Source organism: Nocardia sp. GTS18, assembly GCF_013839555.1.
In the GTDB taxonomy this organism is placed as follows: domain Bacteria; phylum Actinomycetota; class Actinomycetes; order Mycobacteriales; family Mycobacteriaceae; genus Nocardia; species Nocardia rosealba.
Genome location: NZ_JACBIU010000006.1, coordinates 153,823 through 170,546, shown reverse-complemented (window position 1 = coordinate 170,546; position 16,724 = coordinate 153,823). Strand labels below are relative to the sequence as shown.

The following is a 16,724-nucleotide window of genomic DNA, read 5'->3' as shown; positions in this document are numbered from 1 at the left end:
GTGTCATGCAGTTGATCGACAACATCTCGGCCACTGTCGAGAAGCAGGTCAAGAGCAGGCCTTGGCTGGATCATCTGGTCCGGGCCGGTGGGCGGTTCCAGCGTCAGCGCGGTGACTACTTCGCCGCGGGCATCACGTATTTCACTGTGCTTTCGCTGTTTCCGCTGTTGATGGTGGCGTTCTCGATCGCGGGTTTCATCCTGGCCGGCCAACCTGACCTGCTGAACGAACTGCAGGGCAAGGTGATCGAGAAGGTTCCCGGTGCCTTCGGTGAGCAGATCAACGACCTCATCAAACAGGCGGTCGATTCGCGCGGCACCGTCGGTCTGCTCGGTCTGCTGACCGGCCTCTACACCGGTCTCGGCTGGATCGCGAACCTGCGTGCGGCGCTCACCGAGCAGTGGGAGACCCAGACCCCTGACAAACCGTGGTGGCGGGAGAAGCTGTCCGATCTGGGGGCGCTGTTCGGCTTGTTCCTGGCCCTGGTCGTGTCGCTCGGTCTGTCGACGGTCGCCAACAGTGGACTCGCCGCCAAGCTGCTGAAAAGCATTGGTCTCGACGGTGTCCCCGGCGCGTCGGTGGTGTTGTCGTTGGTGTCCATCGCGCTGGGGATGCTCGCCTCCTGGGCGGTGTTCGCCTGGGTGATCGCCCGGCTACCGCGCGAACCGGTGTCGCTGCGCAGTGCGGCGAAGGCGGCCGCCATCGCCGCGGTGGCATTCGAGATCTTCAAGTTCGTCGGTGCCATCTATCTGCGGATGGTGTTGTCGAGCCCGGCGGGCGCCACCTTCGGTTCGATCATCGGTCTGATGGTCTTCAGCTACATCACCTTCCGCATCCTGCTGTTCGCCACCGCGTGGGCCGCGACCTCGTCGGACAACGACCACACCGAGATCGCCCCGCCCGCCCCGGTCGTCATCCAGCCGCGTGTGGTCGACAAGAACCTGTCGACCGGTGCGGGTGCGGCCGCATTCGGCGCGGGCGCGCTCGCAGCCCTGGCCCTCGTCGTGTTCGGGCGCCGCCGGTAGCTCAGCGACTGCGCCAGGCGCGGCGGGCCAGGAGCAGCAGGGTGAGGATCAGGACCGGGCCCGCGACGAGCGCGGCGATGCGCGCCCCTTCGTGGGCGGACCGCGAGACCTCCGGTCGGCTGCCGTCGGCGCGCGGCGGGGGTGAGGCGAGCGGGACGCTCGGCTGGATCATGTCGTCGCCCACTTCGGGCAGCTTGCCGATGCGCGCGTCGGAGTCGAGGGCGAAGCCGTAGTCGAGCAGGCGTGCGGCCTGCTCCCAGGGGCGGATGGGCCGCACGTCGGCCTGCAGGAGGGTGACCACGAGGCGGTGGCCGTCGCGTTCGGCGGCCGCCACGAAGGTCTGGCGGGCGTCGTCGGTGAAGCCGGTCTTGCCGCCGATGGCACCGGGGTAGTTGTAGAGCAGCTGGTTGTCGTTGCCGATGGGGAAGCCGGGGTGGTCCTCGTCGCCCGGGGTCTTCGGGTCGGCGGGGTAGCCGGGGAAGTCGACCTGTTCGGTGTGGATGAACTCGGCGAACAGGGGGATCGACATCGCCTCCCGGAACAGCACCGACAGGTCGTAGGCGGAGGTGCTCATCCCCGGGCCGTCGAGACCCGACGGGGTGGCGGCGCGAGTGTCCATGGCGCGCAACGACTTCGCGAGGTCGTTCATCTTCGCCACGGCTGCTTTGTCGCCACCGAGCTGGGTGGCGATGGCGTGCGCGGCGTCGTTGCCCGAGCACATGATGAGGGCCTGCATGAGCTGACGGTTGGTGTAGCGGCCGCCGGGCCCGATGCCGACACGTGTGCCGTCGACATCGGCGTCGGCCTGGGTGCCGACCACCACCTTGTCCAGATCGAGGGTGCGCAGGGCGACGACGGCCAGTGCCACCTTGATGGTGCTGGCGGGTCGATAGCGGCCGTGCGGGTCCTTGGCCGCCAGCACCCGTCCGGTGTCGAGGTCGGACACCATCCACGCGGTCGCCGAGATGTCGGCGGGCAGCGCTGGGGCGCCGTCGGGCAGCACGACACCGCACGCGCCGAGCCGCTCCCCGCCGATCGGTGTGCCGGGCACCGGCAGCTCGGCCGGCGCCGATTCGCCCGGCGCCGGGACCTCCGAGGAGTCGATCGGGGCCGGTGGCCTGGTCTTCTGCGGGCAGCTGTCGGTGTTGGGCGTGGTGAACGGGGTGGTGGTGGTCGAGCCGGTGGGGCTGGGCTGGGCCTGTGCGGGGCCGAGCGTGAGAGCGGCCGCGGTGGCGGCGGCGCCGAGGAAGCTGGCGGCGCGCACGCCGTGTTCGCGGATCTTCATCAGCGCAGAGCCTAGCGAGCCGGCACGCCGACTTCCCGTCGAGTCCGTCCACCTATTGACACCCACCACTAAATGAGAGTTACTAACAAATGACAGTAGCTATCATTTTGGAGGAGATATGCGAACCGACGACACCCGTCGCTGGCTGGCGCTCGGAGCGCTCGCCGTGGCGATGCTCACGATCGGGCTCGACGTCACCGTGCTCACGGTGGCCATTCCCACCCTCGCCGTCGACCTCGACGCGAATACCGCTGCGCTGCAATGGTTCAGCAGCGCCTACACGCTCGCCCTCGCCGCGCTGATGCTGCCCGCGGGTGCGCTGGGCGACCGCTACGGGCGCAAGAAGGTCCTGCTGTGCGCGCTCGTGCTGTTCGGCCTCGCCTCGCTGGGCTGTGCCTTCGCGACCACCGCCGGGCAGCTCATCGCCGCGCGCGTGGTGCTCGGTATCGCCGCGGCCGCGATGATGCCGCTGTCGATGGCGGTGATCCCGGTGCTGTTCACCGACCAGGGGCAACGCCAGCGCGCGCTCACGGTGTGGGTCACCTCGACCGCCCTCGGGTTGCCGCTCGGACCCGTCGTCGGTGGCTGGCTGCTGCGCAACTTCTGGTGGGGTTCGGTCTTCCTCATCAATGTGCCGCTGGTGATCCTCGGCACGCTCGCCGTCCTCTTTCTCGTACCGGAATCACGCGGCGACAAGGCCTTTCGCATCGACCTGCCCGGTGCCGTGCTGGCGGCGGCCGGAATGCTCGGGCTCACCTACGGTTTCATCCGGATCGGCGAATACGGATGGGGTGAAGCGGCGGCCTGGGCGATGATCGTCGCCGGTCTCGGTGCGCTCGCCGCGTTCGGATGGTGGCAGCGAAGGGCCGCGCATCCGCTGATCGATACGGCGCTGTTCGCCTCGCCCGGATTCCGCTGGGGCACAGCTATTTCGCTGATGGTCAGCTTCGCCATGTTCGGCATGTTCTTCACCGTGCCGCAATACTTCCAGGCCGTCCTCGGCGTCGACGCGCTCGGCAGCGGACTGCGTTTGCTGCCGATGATCGGCGGGCTGGTGATCGGCAGCAGGCTGGTGGATCTGCTGCTGCCCCGCTGGGGTATCCGGGCGGTGCTCATCGCCGGATTCCTTGTGCTCGCGGCCGGCATCGGCCTCGGCGCGCTCACTCGCGTCGACAGCGGTTACGGACTCACCGCCACGTGGACGACGATCCTCGGCGCGGGCATGGGAATGGTGATGCCCGCGGCCATGGGATTGGCGATGAGCGAGCTCGACACCGCGCGATCCGGCTCGGGTTCGGCTCTGCTGCAAGCACTTCGGCAGGCCGGCGGCACCATCGGTGTCGCCGTGCTCGGCACCGTACTCGCCACCGTCTACCGCGCCGATCTCGGCGAACTGAACCGGCCGCCGATCTCCGACGGAGTCAATGCGGGAGTCACCGCGACCGCACACGACCCCGTCGCGTTGCACGAGGTGCGGCACGCTTTCGTGCTCGGTATGGACACCATGCTCGGTGTGTGCGCGGTGGGATGTCTGCTCGCGGCTGTCCTGGTCGCGCTGGCCTTCGGGCGGCGCCACGCCGTGACAGCCGACGATGCGGCAGAATCGCTGCATGTCGGTTGAGACGTCGTTGCGCGCGCGGAAGAAGGAGCGGACCCGTCGAACCATCCGGCTCGAGGCGTTCCGCCTGTTCCGGGAGCAGGGCTACACCGAGACGACCGTCGAACAGATCGCCGCGGCCGCCGAGGTCTCCCCGAGCACCTTCTTCCGCTACTTCCCGACCAAGGAACAGCTCGTCATGGCCGACGACCAGGATGCGCTGATGATCGAGGCGCTGGCGGCGCAACCGCGGGGTCAGAACCCGCTCACCGCGGTCCGCCGGGCCACCGAGGCGGTGTACGCCTCGATGTCGGCCGAGGATGCCGCCTTCGAACAGGAACGGCAGAAGCTGCTCTACCACCTGCCGGAACTGCGCTCGGCGATCGGCCTGGAATTCCAGCGAAGCATCGACCTGGCCGCCCAGTTGCTCGCCGATTACACCGGCCGCCCCGTCGACGACTTCGAGGTGCGGGTGGCGGCCGGGGCGATGGTCGGTGCGATGCTCGGCATCGTCACCACCGGACCGGTCGACGCCACCAAGGTCGGCCACGCCCTCGACCTGCTCGAGGCGGGCCTGCCGTTCGACGACGACAGACCGACGACCTCCTAGTCGGCCTTGCCGTGCTGCACGGGGCAGCCGTGCGCCAGCGGGCCGAGCAGCTGGTTGTTGTCGTAGAAGTGCTCGAGCTCGACGATGCGCAGGTCCTCGGTGACGCGGGCGATGGTCACGCCGTACATCTCGATCTGCTCACCGGTGGGCTGGTGGCCCTTGTACTCGCCGTCGTACTTGCCCCAGTGCCGCCAGCGGAAGCTCACCGTCGGCGGGCCCGACAGCACCTCGAGCACCTCCCAGAAGAAGCCGCCGGGGAAGGCCGTGTGGAAGATCTTGTGCGAGGACTCGAAGGTCTCGTTCGCCGACTCGTAGTACGGGTTGTCGCCGATCAGGATGTTGTAGCTGCCGATCCGCGCGAATTCCTCCGCGTCCTGCCACACACCGCCGTTGACCCGGCCGCGGTACTGCTCGGCGACCACCGACAGCCAGGTGGTGGGGTCGGCCTTGTGCGAGACCTCCATCTCGAAGACCTTCACCAGGTCCTCGACGATGGCCTCGAGCGAACCGGGCGCGTGCTGGGCGACGCGCTCGCGGGGGATCACCTCGTGGCTCAGTTCGTAGTCGGGAACGTTGCCGCGCCACTGGTCGGGAGTCGCCGCGGCGATCACCGCCTCGCGGCCCTGCAGCCACAGCGGGGCCTCCGGCTCGGGATTCTGATCGTCGCGCGTATCAGTCACGTCCACAGTCATATTCGGTCTACCCGACCCTTTCGCAAAGCTTGAAGAACGGGTCGAACCTACCGCCGCGACTTTGCCCGCGCGCACCGTGGTCCCATTATGTGAGACGCGCGGAATTGCCAAGTATATTCTGCGCCAACGGTTTACAGCCGACTATGCGGCGGGGTGGGCACGCCCGCCGAGTCGAGCCGGGGTGTCGTCGTCCATGGTCGCGAAGAATTCGCCGAGCACGTCCACGAGCTGATCCACCGAATCCGCACAGAACAGCACCGGCTGATAGTGGGTGATGTCGTAGCTGATGGTGCCCATCTGCGCCACGTCGAGCGGGCGCAGCGTCGCCTGGCGGAATTCGTCGATCTCGCCGTAGGACGACAGCAAACCCGCCCCGTAACAACGGATCTGTCCGTCTTCGCGAACCACGCCGAATTCCAGCGAGAACCAGAACACGTCGGCGAGGAACTTCAGCGCGACATCGGTCTCCAGCCGCCCGACCGCCGCGCCGACGGTCTCGTACAGACTCGCGAAGCGCGGACTCGCCAGCTGATTGGCGTGCCCGATGATCTCGTGGATCGCGTCGGGTTCCGGCGTGTACAGCGGGGCCGAATGGTGGCGGATGTACTGGGTGGAGTGGAAGGTGCGGTCCGCGAACGAACCGAAGAACTCACGCAGCGGAACCAGCCCGGCGGCGGGCACGTACCGGAAACCGGTGAGTGGATGCAGCAGCCGCGAGACCTCGTCGAGCTGGGGGATGTGATCGCGCGGCAGGGCGAGCCGGGCGGCCGCCTCGCGCACCTCACGGCAGGCGTACACCTCGTGCTTGCGGGCCAGCTCGGCCGAGGCGATCCGCCAGACCTGCTGCTCGTCGTCGGTGTAGTCGATGTGCGGGACGTGGTTGCCCGGCTGGTAGTCGAGGGCGAGCGCGGCGATGGCATTGCGCCTGGCGCGGTAGTGCTCGTCGTCGACGCCGGGGTGGTCGTCACTCAGGTGCACAGTGACGTCGCCGTCGCGCTCGCGCGTCACCGGCGAATACAGCTGGGCCTCGGTGAACATGCCTCAAGGCAAGCACCGCTGGCGCGTCGCGACAACACACCGGTGCGCAACTACGCAAACTGCACAGTTCGCCCGCCCGAATTCGGTAACGACGCGGTGAAACGGCGGACGCGCCGACCGCGCATCGCGCAAGATTGCGTTTGTACCCGAGGAGGATGCTTGCGAAGCCTGCGGATAGATCTCGATCAAGAACTGCTGGACGCCGCCGCCGAGATCATGGGCACGGCCGACAGCAACACCACCGTCAACGAGGCATTGCGGCGGATCGTCGTGCACGAGCGCCAGCTGCGCAACCTCGAACGGCTGATGGCCGACTCGGTGTTCAGTCCGGAACCGCACGATATCGACACGGATTCGCCCGCGGTGGCTGAGCGGTAGCCGAACCTGTCGGTGCCCTCTGCGAGTATCGGTCTCGTCACCGATGACGTAGGGGGGAATGTGTCGGTACCGATCGCGAATCTGCCCGTCGCCCAGCGCCCGCGTGAGCGTTTGCTCGCGCTCGGCCCACACGTGCTCACCGACGCCGAATTGCTCGCACTGCTGCTCGGTCAGGGCACGCGCGGGCAGTCCGCACTCGAACTCGCCGCCCACCTGCTCGCCGAATACGGCGGCCTGGCCGAACTCGCCGCCGCCCGCCCCGAGGAGCTGGCATCGCAGGCCGGGATCGGCCCGGCCAAGGCCGCCGCCGTGATCGCGGCGTTCCACCTCGGCACACGCTCACGAACCAGCGAACCGGTACCGAGGCTCACCGCACCCGACGACATCGCACTCGCCGCCGCCCCGCTGTTCGCCGGCGCGCGAGTGGAACGCCTGCTCGTCCTGATCTGCGACACCCAGAACCGCCTGCGCCACCGGGTTTTCGTCGCCGAGGGCGCCATCGACCACGTAGCGGTCCCCGTCCGCGAAATCCTCAACACCGTCCTGCGCCACGACGGCCGAGCCTTCGCCGTAGTCCACAACCACCCCTCTGGCGACCCCGCCCCCAGCCCGGACGACCGCCGAGCCAGCACCCTCCTGTACCAGGCCGCCGCCACAGTCGGCCTCCGCTACCTCGACCACGTCGTCATAGCGGGCGAGAATTGGGCGACGGCCGCCCCGTATCCGTGACTGTCTTCGCCACGTCAGCCGGTGTAGCCGAAGACCGGGTAGTGGTCGCTGTAGTCGGTGTAGGTGTAGGTGGTGCCGTCGGCGGTGACGCTCCAGCTCGGGCTCTTGGCTCGGCGGGTTTCGTTGACATAGCGGTCGGGCACCGGGTGGCCCTTGATGGGGAGCACGTAATCGAGGTGCTCCGAGGCGTATTCGGGGCCGTACTGGTCGCGGCAGACGGAGTTGTCCGCGCAGTCCCAGGAGAACGCGTGACCGGTGTGCTGGGGGCCTACGGCAGCGAGATCGGCCAGCATGGCGCCGTATTCGGGGCTGGATTCGATCACGTTCATATCGCCCGCGACATACACCGGCTCATCGGCCGGAATCCGCTCCGCCGCGAGGAAGGCCTTGATCTGTGCGCGCTGTTTCGCTCGCACCTGACCGGGCTGGCCCGAGCTGCACCCGTCGTCCTCGGACTGCATGTGCGTGCCGATCACGTGCACCGGACCGCCGGGCGCGGCGAGCTTCACATACGCGAAGCCCTTGTTGGAGAACCAGTCCGCGCCACATGCGTCCTTCTACACGAACTGCACCTTGCGGCTGATCGGCCACCGGCTCGCGATCGCGACACCGCCGTCCTCGGGTGTGGTGGCGGAGTACGAGCCCTGGGTGGCGTCCCAGCCGGAGCGGGTGCGCCCGACCACCGGGGTCTGATTCGGGAAGTCCCGCTTCAGGTTGTTCAGCAACTGGTCGCCCGCCTCGTTGTGGAACAGCTCTTGAAGCACCACGACGTCCTGCCCCGCGAGGACGTTCTGCTGCGAGATGAGGTCGGCGCGCTGCTCCTGCCCCCAGTTCGGGTAGAGCGCCTCGGCGAGCATGAAGACGTTGTAGGAGGCGATCTTCGGATCGGACTTCGGCGCCGCATCCGCGGGGACGGCGACGGGCAGGAGGGCGGCTGCGCCACAAACCACGGCGAGCGTCAATCGTTTGAACATGAGGCAGTTTGGTCACACGACCAGTTCCGCGACGACCGCTCGAGCGTCCCGACATCGAATTGTTACACGGAACGTAAATTTGTAAGCCCTGGTTCAGGACCTGTTGGTGCCGAGTGCGGCCTATCGATACCGGGCGGCCGCGTCGAGGACGGCGGCGCGATAGGAGCGGCCGAACAGGACGGCGTGAACCAGGAGCAGGGGAAGTTGATGGAGTGGGATGCGCTCCTGCCAGCCCGCCTCGAGCTGATGGATTTCGTTGTAGGCGGCGATGATTCGGGAGAGGTGGGGCGCGCCGCCGAAGAGGAAGAGTGTGGCCAGGTCGGTTTCGCGGTGGCCACCGTGCGCGGCGGGATCGATCAGCCATGGGGTGTCGGACGGGCCCCAGAGAATGTTGCCGGGCCAGAGGTCGCCGTGGATTCGGGACGGCGGTTCGGCGGGGGCTTCGAGGTGGATCGACTCGACGGCAGTGGCGTCGGCCGGGTCGAGTGCGCCCGCGTCGACGGCGAGCCGCAGGAGCGGAAGGATTCGGCGCTCCCGGAACCAGGTCGGCCAGTCGTGGCCGGGGGTGTTGTCCTGCGGCAGGCTCCCGAAGTAACCGTCGACGGGAGCGCCGAATTCGGCCACGCCGGCGTTGTGGAGACGAGCCAGTCCCGCGCCGAATCGTTCGGCGGCGGCCGGGGAGGGTTCGGCATGGTCGACCCATTCCATGAGCAGCAGGTCGTCGGAGACGGCGTAGACCTCGGGGATCGCGACACCGCCCGCCTCCCGCAGCCAGCGCAGGCCGCGTGCTTCGGCTGCGAAGAATCCCGGCGGTGCGGCAGCCGGGGCGCCGTCGGTAGGCGCGGCCGAGATACCGCCGGGCCAGGTCTTGAGGAACAGCTGGGTGCCGTCGTCGAGGCCGACGCGCTCGGCCACCGCGATCGACCCACCGCCGACCGGGGTGGTGCGCAGGCGCTGATGTGCGAGGAAAGTCGGCAGCAGGTGCGGGTTGGCTCGCAGGTACGGCAAGTCCACGCCGCCATCTTGCCCAGCGGAGTCGGCGCGCGCACGGATTCGCCTCATCTTGTCGCCCACGTTTCATAAACAGGTATTACTAAAACCTGTTCACAAATGGGCGCGGCGTGGTTTCATCGATCCGAACGTGTTCTACATCACGTTCTGGAGTCAGCCGAAGGAGACACCGTGACCAGCACCGATATCCCCGCGGGATTCGATTTCACCGATCCCGACCTGCTCGCCGAGCGCCTGCCGATCGAGGAGTTCGCGCAACTGCGGCGCACGGCGCCGGTCTGGTGGTGCGCGCAGCCCGACCGGGCCAGCGGCTTCGACGACGGCGGCTACTGGGTGGTGTCGACGCTGGCCGACATCAAGGAGATCTCGAAGAACCCCGAGGACTTCTCCTCGCACGAGAACACCGCCATCATCCGGTTCAACGAGGAAACCACCCGCGAGCAGATCGACATGCTCGCCAACATGCTCATGCTGAACCTGGATCCGCCGCAGCACACCAAGATCCGGCGCATCGTGTCCAAGGGATTCACTCCCCGCGCGGTGGAGAACCTGCGTGCCGCGCTCACCGAACGGGCCGAACGCATCGTCTGGGAGGCCAAGAAATCCGGCCGGGGCGATTTCGTGCAGCAGGTCGCGTGCGAGCTGCCCCTGCAGGCCATCGCCGAACTGCTCGGCGTGCCGCAGGAAGACCGGATGAAGCTGTTCGACTGGACGAACCAGATGATCTCCTACGACGACCCGGAGTTCGAGGGCAATCACCACACCGCCACCGCCGAGGTGATGGGCTACGCCTGGAACATGGCCGAGCAGCGGCGCGGTTGTCCGGCCTCCGACATCGTGACCCAGCTGGTGAACGCCGATGTCGACGGCGAGCACCTCGGCTCCGACGAGTTCGCGTTCTTCGTCATCCTGCTGGCGGTGGCCGGCAACGAGACCACCCGTAACTCGATCACCCACGGCATGAAGGCCTTCGTCGACAACCCTGAGCAGTGGGAGATCTACAAGGACCAGCGGCCGCGCACCGCGCCCGACGAGATCGTGCGCTGGGCCACCCCCGTGACCGCCTTCCAGCGCACCGCGACCCGCGACCTCGAGTTGGGCGGACAGCAGATCAAGAAGGGCCAGCGCCTCGGATTGTTCTACAGCTCGGCCAATTTCGACGAGACCGCTTTCACCGACCCGTTCCGGTTCGATGTGCTGCGCAACCCCAATCCGCACGTCGGGTTCGGTGGCACCGGAACCCACTACTGTGTCGGCGCGAATCTGGCCCGCCTGGAGATCGACCTGATGTTCAATGCTCTTGCCGACGCGATGCCGAATCTGCGTCAGGTCGCCGAACCGGTGCGCTTGCGCAGCGGCTGGCTCAACGGCATCAAGCGGTGGGAAGTCGAATACTCTTGAGCCCGAACAGTAGCGAGGGGGTGGCTGGTTGACGGGCAAGGCGCGCGGGCGGGCGCCCGTCGTGGCCGACGCCGATATCCGGCGGGTCGCGCGGGGGCTGCTGGCCGAGCACGGCCCCGACGCGGTCACCCTGCGGGCCATCGCGCGCGAACTCGGCGTCACCGCGCCCGCGCTGTACCGGCACTACGACTCCCGCGACGAGCTGATCGAGCGGTTGCGGGTGGAATTCTGTGCCGACCTCGCCGACAACCTGTCGGCGGGCATCGCGGACCTGCCCGACGACGGCGCGGTGCAGTTCCTCGCGATCTGCCGCGGCTTCCGGCGGTGGGCGCTGGCCAACCCCAGGGAATTCACCCTGGTGTTCGCCTCGCCCACCTCCAGTCGCGCCATGCTCCGCCGCTTCGACGAGCCCTTCGGCCGGATCTTCCTCGCGGCCGCGGGCCGGTTGCTGGCCAGTTTCGAGATCGCCACCCCGCCCGGCGAATCCATCCCCGTCGAACTCCGTGACGACTTGATCGACTTCCAGACCGAACTGCTCGCCATGCTCTCGGATTCGGGTCAGAAGTTCCCCGCCGAGAAACTGGATCTCGGCGTGACCTACGTGATGGTGCAGACCTGGGTTCGTCTGTTCGGCCACGTCACCCTCGAGGTGTTCGGCAACTACCCCATTCCCCTCACCGACCCCGAAGTCATGTTCGACACCATGCTCGCCGACCTCGCCCGCACCACCGGTTTCGCGTAATCACCCCTGGGCGGGCACGCGATCCCGTGCGGCCGGAGCGAGTGAACCCGTCGCCCAGATCGCGAAGCCGATGTACAGCAGCTGTTCCGGGATGCGCTGCCACAGGGGAGACGCGGGTTCGCCTGCGAAGGTGACGTTTTCGACGGCCGCGTAGATATTGGCGGGCAGCAGCAGCACGAACAGCGGCACCAGTGCCCAGCCCGCGATCCGGCGCGTCCGGGTGAGGGCCAGGCCGACGGCCGCGAGCAGTTCCAGCACGCCGGTGAACAGCACCATGAACCCGGGGAACGGAACGAACGACGGCACCATCGCCACCAGGTCGCCGTAGTTGGGCATCACGGTGACGCTCGACGGCATGAAATGGGCGGAACCGGTCATCATCAGCATGACGGCCAGTGCGTGCGCGGCAGCCGCGGACCAAGAGGCGAACCGGCTGACGCCCAGCGCCCCCAGTGCACGGAAGCCGAGGAGCGAGACGAGAAGAACGACGACGATCACGGCGACTCCATAGTAGATAGTGGCACTGTCTATTATGGATAGTAACGCTATCTATTAGTTCGTCAAGTCTGTCCGCGCAACCTGCTGTCCCGCGATTAGTTCGGTAGCCGCGCACCGTCGTAGTAATCGACACACTCACCGCTCACCGAGGAGAAGTACCGATGAGGAAGATCACCGCCGGTCTGTTCATGTCTCTCGACGGCGTGATCGCCGACCCACAGGACTGGCATTTCCCCTACTTCGACGACGCCATGGGCGCCGCGGTCGACGCCCAGCTCGGCAGCGCCGACACCCTCCTGCTCGGCCGGGTGACCTACGACAGCTTCGCCGGCGCATGGCCCGCCCGGGAAGCCGAGGGTGGACCCGACGCGGCGTTCGCGAAAAAGCTCGGCGACGCCCGCAAGCTGGTGGTGACCCACGAGGACCGCGACTTCCCGTGGCGCAACTCCGAGCGCCTCGACGGCGAACTGACCGAGGCCACAAGTGAGCTGAGGCAGGCCGAAGGCGGGGACATCGCCATCAGCGGCTCGGTCTCGGTAGTCCGCCAACTCCTGGCCGTGGGCCTCCTGGACGAGCTGCACCTCCTGGTCCACCCGATCGTCGTCGGCAAAGGCGAGCGCCTCTTCGAGGACGGGACGACGATTCCACTCCGCCTACTCTCCTCGGAGACCTTCGAGACCGGCGTGCTGCACCTGGTCTACACCAAAGACGACACCACCCCAACCGGCTCCTACGAAGACGCAAAACTCCACCTCACGAAGGATGAGTAACGACAAAGGCCGCGTTCATCCGAAGATGGAGGCGGCCTTCGCGGGAGTTGGGGAGGTCAGCGGGCGAACAGGAGCGCGCACTCCACAACCGGCGGCTTACCGTGGCGTCACCGGGCGCTTCGACAGGGTGGGTACGCCGATGCGATTCGCCGGCCGCGGCTCACGAACCCAGGAAATCGAGATGCACGATCCTTAACGTCGGGGTGCGCTCATCGACGTAGACCGAACGCTCCATGTGCTCATTGCTCCGAGATGTATACCGCTCCTCCGCGCGCGATATCCGGGGTGAAGAATTCAAGTCCGGACCAGCAATATGTTCAAACCGGGGCGGCATCGGCGGCGTAAAAATTTCGAGAGGCTGCTCAAAATTGGACATTGCGAGCATTGATGCCAGTTGCTCCGGTGTCGCCTCGAGTACGAGAAGATACCTGTCTATCCGTTCTCCCGCACGCTTGGCGAGGAGGACCTTCGTGCCATCCGGAATAATCCAGTCGCCGTAGTTCGCCGCTTCCTGAACAAGTTCTGGCGAAGTCGATGCCTCTATCAGCGGCTTCCCATCTGTGCGTCCGACCGAGACGAAGCCACCGCACCCGACCAACAGGGTCAACGCAACTGATATGCACGCGGAGATAACAGCTCTCTTCGCAGGAGTATTCGCAATTCGGAAAATCATATCGACGGCACCACTCGAGTAGGATCCGATCGGTCGCCTTGCCTGCTCTCGGTTCCTTCGTGAATGCTTGACCCTCGCATCGGCAGGGCGCCCTTGTAGTGCTTGGTGGATGATGTCCCGAACTGGTTGAATTCCTTGGCAAGGCCTGCGGTATGCAGGGAGCCCATCATATTGTCGGTTATTTCGATTTTTCCGAAATTGACAAATTTTCCATTATCCCAGTTGTAACGATCATACATATGGGTCTGATAATACATGTCCACGGCTGGTCGTGTGCCGCCATCCGTTGCCTCGGTGAAGGTGACTATCCCAGTTGAGCAAACCTCAACTGCCGCCATCGCAAGGAACCAATCATGACTGTGGTCCTTCGTAATGGCGTAACCTTTCCATGGGACTTCAAAAGTTATCGGAGAACCAAGGTTTGGGTTATTTTCCTTCAGTTGTTCGATGGCCTCGATCAAGTAATATTCAGCATGATCCTTGACTGAGGGAACGTCTTGCATGACCTTGTCCGGGTCGATATGATAATCGGTACCAGTGTTTCCGAGATAGTGGCGCATACCTCTCGCCGCATGGGTAAGCCCGAGAACATCAGCTGCGGCTTGACCGGCGAGTGCGATCTTTGCCCATGCGATGTCATCAAGACGTGCGAGGCGGGATTGTGAGTTGTACGGCCCGGCTCCACCGTCGTGCGGCGGCGGTGTGGGCATTCCCGGAATCTGTGGGGGCGACATCAACAACCTCGAATACCGTAGTGGTGAATGTTACGATTCATGCAGAAATCTGAGCTGCGGATGAATCGATGGATTCCTCCTGCCACCAGACGTTGCTACCGTATCCGTAGCGCCGTGTGCCGGGATCAGCGGTGATCTTATCCGGTGCCACGTAATCGGCCGGGTTGAACACAGGCGGAATCCGACCGGGCGTGTAGTTCAGTGCCTGAGTAAGTTTGTCAATAAGACTGGTTATCGCGCTGCGCCTGGCCTCGGCGGCCTGCTTCAATGAATCGACCGCCGTTGTGACTCTCGAACTCACTCCTGGCTGTAGTGGCTCATTGATAAGTTGTGCCCATACTCCGAGTGGGAAGGAATTCTCCCCCTCGGAAATAGTCTCGAGAACTCTACTGCTCATATCCATTGCTTGATTGAGCACCAGTTGCTCTAAGCATATGCCGGCGTTCTCCGCAATTTTCGCCACCGCGTCTAGATCAAGACTGCGCGTGTTTATGGATTGGGCCAGGGTGGTTGCGGTGGTTTCGAAAGAATCTGCCGCGCTGCCCGTCCAATCGGACCTCAACCATCGGGTGCCGCCCGCGATATTTTCGGAGGTCACGAAATCATTGATTCCGAGCATTGCGATTCGCTTGCCAATGACTTCTATCGATTCCCAATCCGCTTCCAAGGGGACGAGGAATTCGCTGATGGGCCTGATTCCCATTGCGATACTCAACGACTCTTCATATGGTGACAGTTGTGCGATCGCTGCTGTGACCACCTGTCTTATTTTTTTTCGGGTCATCGGCCACATCCTGCAGGCTCGGCAACTGCAGCCCGCCATATCGTGTGTGCCCTCGGTCAAGAGCTCCCGCTGCAGTGTCTTCATTGAACGCCGACGATGAGAGTGCTCCGAGCGCGCCGGCATTAGAGTCATCCGTCGAGCGGTAGGCCTTCGCTGTTGTCGACAAATCGGAGCCGAGTTGATCGATCGCTACTCGATCCGAGTTGTGGGCAGTCATATAGGTGCTTCGAAAGCTTTCTACAGCTGTAGCCACTGTCGCCATGAGGCCGACCGAGTTCGGGGGAGGTTCAATGGCAGCGTGAAAGCGGGAGGCGTTGGAAGATGAATTCGCGGCTGTCTCGCCGAGGTCTATAGAAAACCCATTCAGCTTGCTAGTTTCAACCGATAGCTCAGCCGGTTCTGTCACGAATTGCCTCCTGTTTTGTGGAGTCTGCCACCGCGCGAAGCATTGCCAGCCCCCCCGATCCTGGTGTCTCGACGCTGAACCCCGCACTGCACGATTCGAGATGCTTCCTCATGGGTGGGCAACGTTGTTCGACCATCGATAGCCTCTTCTCGGCGTGGAAGTTCTTCTCCCATAACCTATCCAGGGTGAGATTGGTAAGAGCCCCATCGTCATGGTGTAACCGTCAGACATACGTATCGACAACCGCGTCATTCGATCTCGCCACGGGAAGTGTTGTCATCCATGTTCCCCTTGCGCGGCCCAGGGCGTAATCGACGACAACCATCCGGGCGGAATGTTGCACGGATCAATTCCTGTCGGCACGGCCGCGGCGAAACCACCCGCCGAACCCGATGGACTGGCCGGCCAACGGATCCCCGACGTCCCACACCTGGCCAGCACCGAAATGCCAGCTAGCACAACAGCACTCGATAGCGTTCGCATACCCACCCCACGGCCCTGCCAGCCTAGACTGCCGCCCACGATATCATCGCTTCCCGGCCATCGTAAGGCTGTGCGCAATCCTCGCCAAAGGCCCACCGTGGCGTCACCGTGCGTTTGAACAACTCAGAGGTTGTTCGAAGACGGGACGACCATTCCCCTTCGTCTGTTCTTCTCGGAGATGTTCGGGACCGGAGTTGAACTTGCCGCGCGCATCGACTTCGACTGGATGGTCCTGGTGCCGGGAAGTTTCATCGTCCGAGGATCTGCGGGTCTCAGTAACGCGATGCTCTCTACCGGACCACGATCGACGGTCGGGTGTCCACGTCTACCTGCTGATCGAACATCAATCCGGCAGTGACCAGTTGATGGCGTTCCGGATGCTCGGCTACGTCCTCAACATCTGGCGACGGCATTTGGACGAGCATCCGACGTCGCAGGTCTTGCCCGATGTCCTGCCGATGGTCGTACACAGCACCCATACGGGCTTGCGGTGGACGGCGCCTTCCCAGCTCGATGGCTTGATGGAGCTGAACGACTCCGCGCGTGATGTGATGTCTCGCTATCTGCCGTGGTTCGAGTTTCTGCTCGACGATGTGGCTCCGCTCGACCTCGCGGCATTGCGGGCGCGGCCGTCGATGACTACAGCGGAACGACTGGAAGCGCGTGGACGTGCCGCAGGTCGCGCTGAGATGCTGGCCGAGGTGATGACTGCCAAGTTCGGTCCGTTGCCGAGCGCTGTGCACCAACGGGTTCAAGCTGTTGATGCCGACGAGCTCCACGGGTAGGTCAGGCGGGGGGTGTTCACCGCCGGATCGTTGGCGGAGATTTTCTCCTAGGCGAAAGGAACCAATGGCAAAGGCCGCCTTCATCGATCGATGAAGGCGGCCTTTGTAG

Annotated in this window: 18 protein-coding genes and 1 pseudogene; 9 read left to right on the top strand and 10 right to left on the bottom strand. The window is 65.1% G+C overall.

Translation table 11 applies throughout. The features are described from left to right. The first annotated feature begins 5 nt into the window (after positions 1–5). Positions 6–1,025: an inner membrane protein YhjD gene (gene yhjD, locus HYG95_RS09355; protein ID WP_181697588.1), complete on the top strand. Its 1,020-nt coding sequence runs from the start codon at positions 6–8 to the stop codon at positions 1,023–1,025. 1 nt (position 1,026) lies between these two features. Here yhjD and HYG95_RS09350 read toward each other — a convergent pair whose 3' ends face one another. Then, positions 1,027–2,310, bottom strand: a complete 1,284-nt coding sequence (locus HYG95_RS09350) for a D-alanyl-D-alanine carboxypeptidase family protein (protein WP_255495107.1) — start codon at positions 2,308–2,310, stop codon at positions 1,027–1,029. 118 nt (positions 2,311–2,428) lie between these two features. On the opposite strand from HYG95_RS09350, the gene HYG95_RS09345 reads away from it, so the two are divergent. Together HYG95_RS09345 and HYG95_RS09340 are read left to right on the top strand one after the other, a co-directional pair. Further along, on the top strand, positions 2,429–3,931 hold the full coding sequence (locus HYG95_RS09345; RefSeq protein WP_181697587.1) for an MFS transporter: 1,503 nt from the start codon (positions 2,429–2,431) through the stop codon (positions 3,929–3,931). After that, a complete protein-coding gene (locus HYG95_RS09340; protein ID WP_181697586.1) occupies positions 3,921–4,517 on the top strand; it encodes a TetR family transcriptional regulator in 597 nt (198 codons plus the stop codon). Before HYG95_RS09345 ends, HYG95_RS09340 begins: the two co-directional genes overlap by 11 nt. On the opposite strand, the gene HYG95_RS09335 is transcribed toward HYG95_RS09340, so the two are convergent. After that, complete coding sequence (locus tag HYG95_RS09335; protein ID WP_370465734.1) at positions 4,514–5,197, bottom strand: ester cyclase; 684 nt, start codon at positions 5,195–5,197, stop codon at positions 4,514–4,516. The genes HYG95_RS09340 and HYG95_RS09335 overlap by 4 nt on opposite strands. 153 nt (positions 5,198–5,350) lie before the next feature. Further along, positions 5,351–6,247: a phenylalanine 4-monooxygenase gene (locus HYG95_RS09330; protein ID WP_181697584.1), complete on the bottom strand. Its 897-nt coding sequence runs from the start codon at positions 6,245–6,247 to the stop codon at positions 5,351–5,353. A gap of 159 nt (positions 6,248–6,406) precedes the next feature. Here HYG95_RS09330 and HYG95_RS09325 point away from each other — a divergent pair, with 159 nt between their 5' ends. Further along, the gene (locus HYG95_RS09325) at positions 6,407–6,625 is read left to right on the top strand and encodes a type II toxin-antitoxin system VapB family antitoxin (RefSeq protein ID WP_067641359.1); all 219 of its coding nucleotides are present in this window, start codon (positions 6,407–6,409) and stop codon (positions 6,623–6,625) included. A 60-nt stretch (positions 6,626–6,685) separates the two neighbouring features. Further along, the gene (locus HYG95_RS09320) at positions 6,686–7,354 is read left to right on the top strand and encodes a DNA repair protein RadC (RefSeq protein WP_181697583.1); all 669 of its coding nucleotides are present in this window, start codon (positions 6,686–6,688) and stop codon (positions 7,352–7,354) included. 14 nt (positions 7,355–7,368) lie between these two features. On the opposite strand, the pseudogene sph reads toward HYG95_RS09320, so the two are convergent. Both sph and HYG95_RS09310 read right to left on the bottom strand, forming a co-directional pair. After that, positions 7,369–8,328, bottom strand: a pseudogene (sph, locus tag HYG95_RS24755) (sphingomyelin phosphodiesterase). Between the two features lie 120 nt (positions 8,329–8,448). Continuing rightward, positions 8,449–9,342 (bottom strand): fructosamine kinase family protein, encoded by an 894-nt coding sequence (locus HYG95_RS09310; RefSeq protein WP_181697582.1) that lies wholly within the window; start codon positions 9,340–9,342, stop codon positions 8,449–8,451. 168 nt (positions 9,343–9,510) lie between these two features. Between HYG95_RS09310 and HYG95_RS09305 the strand changes: the two genes are divergently transcribed. Together HYG95_RS09305 and HYG95_RS09300 are read left to right on the top strand one after the other, a co-directional pair. Next, positions 9,511–10,740, top strand: coding sequence for a cytochrome P450 (locus tag HYG95_RS09305; RefSeq protein WP_181697581.1), 1,230 nt, complete (start codon positions 9,511–9,513; stop codon positions 10,738–10,740). A 28-nt stretch (positions 10,741–10,768) separates the two neighbouring features. Beyond that, positions 10,769–11,482 carry a TetR/AcrR family transcriptional regulator gene (locus HYG95_RS09300; protein ID WP_181697580.1) on the top strand — a complete coding sequence of 238 codons (714 nt, stop codon included), beginning with the start codon at positions 10,769–10,771 and terminating at the stop codon, positions 11,480–11,482. On the opposite strand, the gene HYG95_RS09295 is transcribed toward HYG95_RS09300, so the two are convergent. Further along, positions 11,483–11,980 (bottom strand): hypothetical protein, encoded by a 498-nt coding sequence (locus HYG95_RS09295; RefSeq protein ID WP_181697579.1) that lies wholly within the window; start codon positions 11,978–11,980, stop codon positions 11,483–11,485. Between the two features lie 161 nt (positions 11,981–12,141). Between HYG95_RS09295 and HYG95_RS09290 the strand changes: the two genes are divergently transcribed. Further along, positions 12,142–12,750 carry a dihydrofolate reductase family protein gene (locus tag HYG95_RS09290; protein WP_181697578.1) on the top strand — a complete coding sequence of 203 codons (609 nt, stop codon included), beginning with the start codon at positions 12,142–12,144 and terminating at the stop codon, positions 12,748–12,750. A gap of 160 nt (positions 12,751–12,910) precedes the next feature. Here HYG95_RS09290 and HYG95_RS09285 read toward each other — a convergent pair whose 3' ends face one another. The 4 genes from HYG95_RS09285 to HYG95_RS09270 form a co-directional block, all read right to left on the bottom strand. Further along, entirely contained in the window at positions 12,911–13,357 is a 447-nt protein-coding gene (locus HYG95_RS09285) for a hypothetical protein (RefSeq protein WP_181697577.1), read from the bottom strand. Positions 13,358–13,419: 62 nt separating this feature from the next. Then, a complete protein-coding gene (locus HYG95_RS09280) occupies positions 13,420–14,133 on the bottom strand; it encodes a hypothetical protein (protein ID WP_181697576.1) in 714 nt (237 codons plus the stop codon). 61 nt (positions 14,134–14,194) lie between these two features. Continuing rightward, positions 14,195–14,917 (bottom strand): hypothetical protein, encoded by a 723-nt coding sequence (locus tag HYG95_RS09275; RefSeq protein ID WP_181697575.1) that lies wholly within the window; start codon positions 14,915–14,917, stop codon positions 14,195–14,197. Beyond that, positions 14,880–15,347: a type VII secretion target gene (locus tag HYG95_RS09270; RefSeq protein WP_181697574.1), complete on the bottom strand. Its 468-nt coding sequence runs from the start codon at positions 15,345–15,347 to the stop codon at positions 14,880–14,882. Before HYG95_RS09270 ends, HYG95_RS09275 begins: the two co-directional genes overlap by 38 nt. Before the next feature lie 392 nt (positions 15,348–15,739). On the opposite strand from HYG95_RS09270, the gene HYG95_RS09265 reads away from it, so the two are divergent. Beyond that, positions 15,740–16,615 (top strand): Rpn family recombination-promoting nuclease/putative transposase, encoded by an 876-nt coding sequence (locus HYG95_RS09265; protein WP_255495105.1) that lies wholly within the window; start codon positions 15,740–15,742, stop codon positions 16,613–16,615. Positions 16,616–16,724: the final 109 nt, after the last annotated feature.

What these genes read in the sequence shown, in the direction of transcription:
- HYG95_RS09290 (WP_181697578.1), top strand. Translation starts at nt 12,142, where the DNA reads ATGAGGAAGATCACCGCCGGTCTGTTCATGTCTCTCGACGGCGTGATC.
- HYG95_RS09265 (WP_255495105.1), top strand. Translation starts at nt 15,740, where the DNA reads ATGGACTGGCCGGCCAACGGATCCCCGACGTCCCACACCTGGCCAGCA.
- HYG95_RS09350 (WP_255495107.1), bottom strand. Translation starts at nt 2,310, where the DNA reads ATGAAGATCCGCGAACACGGCGTGCGCGCCGCCAGCTTCCTCGGCGCC.
- yhjD (WP_181697588.1), top strand. Translation starts at nt 6, where the DNA reads ATGCAGTTGATCGACAACATCTCGGCCACTGTCGAGAAGCAGGTCAAG.
- HYG95_RS09345 (WP_181697587.1), top strand. Translation starts at nt 2,429, where the DNA reads ATGCGAACCGACGACACCCGTCGCTGGCTGGCGCTCGGAGCGCTCGCC.
- HYG95_RS09330 (WP_181697584.1), bottom strand. Translation starts at nt 6,247, where the DNA reads ATGTTCACCGAGGCCCAGCTGTATTCGCCGGTGACGCGCGAGCGCGAC.
- HYG95_RS09280 (WP_181697576.1), bottom strand. Translation starts at nt 14,133, where the DNA reads ATGCCCACACCGCCGCCGCACGACGGTGGAGCCGGGCCGTACAACTCA.
- HYG95_RS09340 (WP_181697586.1), top strand. Translation starts at nt 3,921, where the DNA reads ATGTCGGTTGAGACGTCGTTGCGCGCGCGGAAGAAGGAGCGGACCCGT.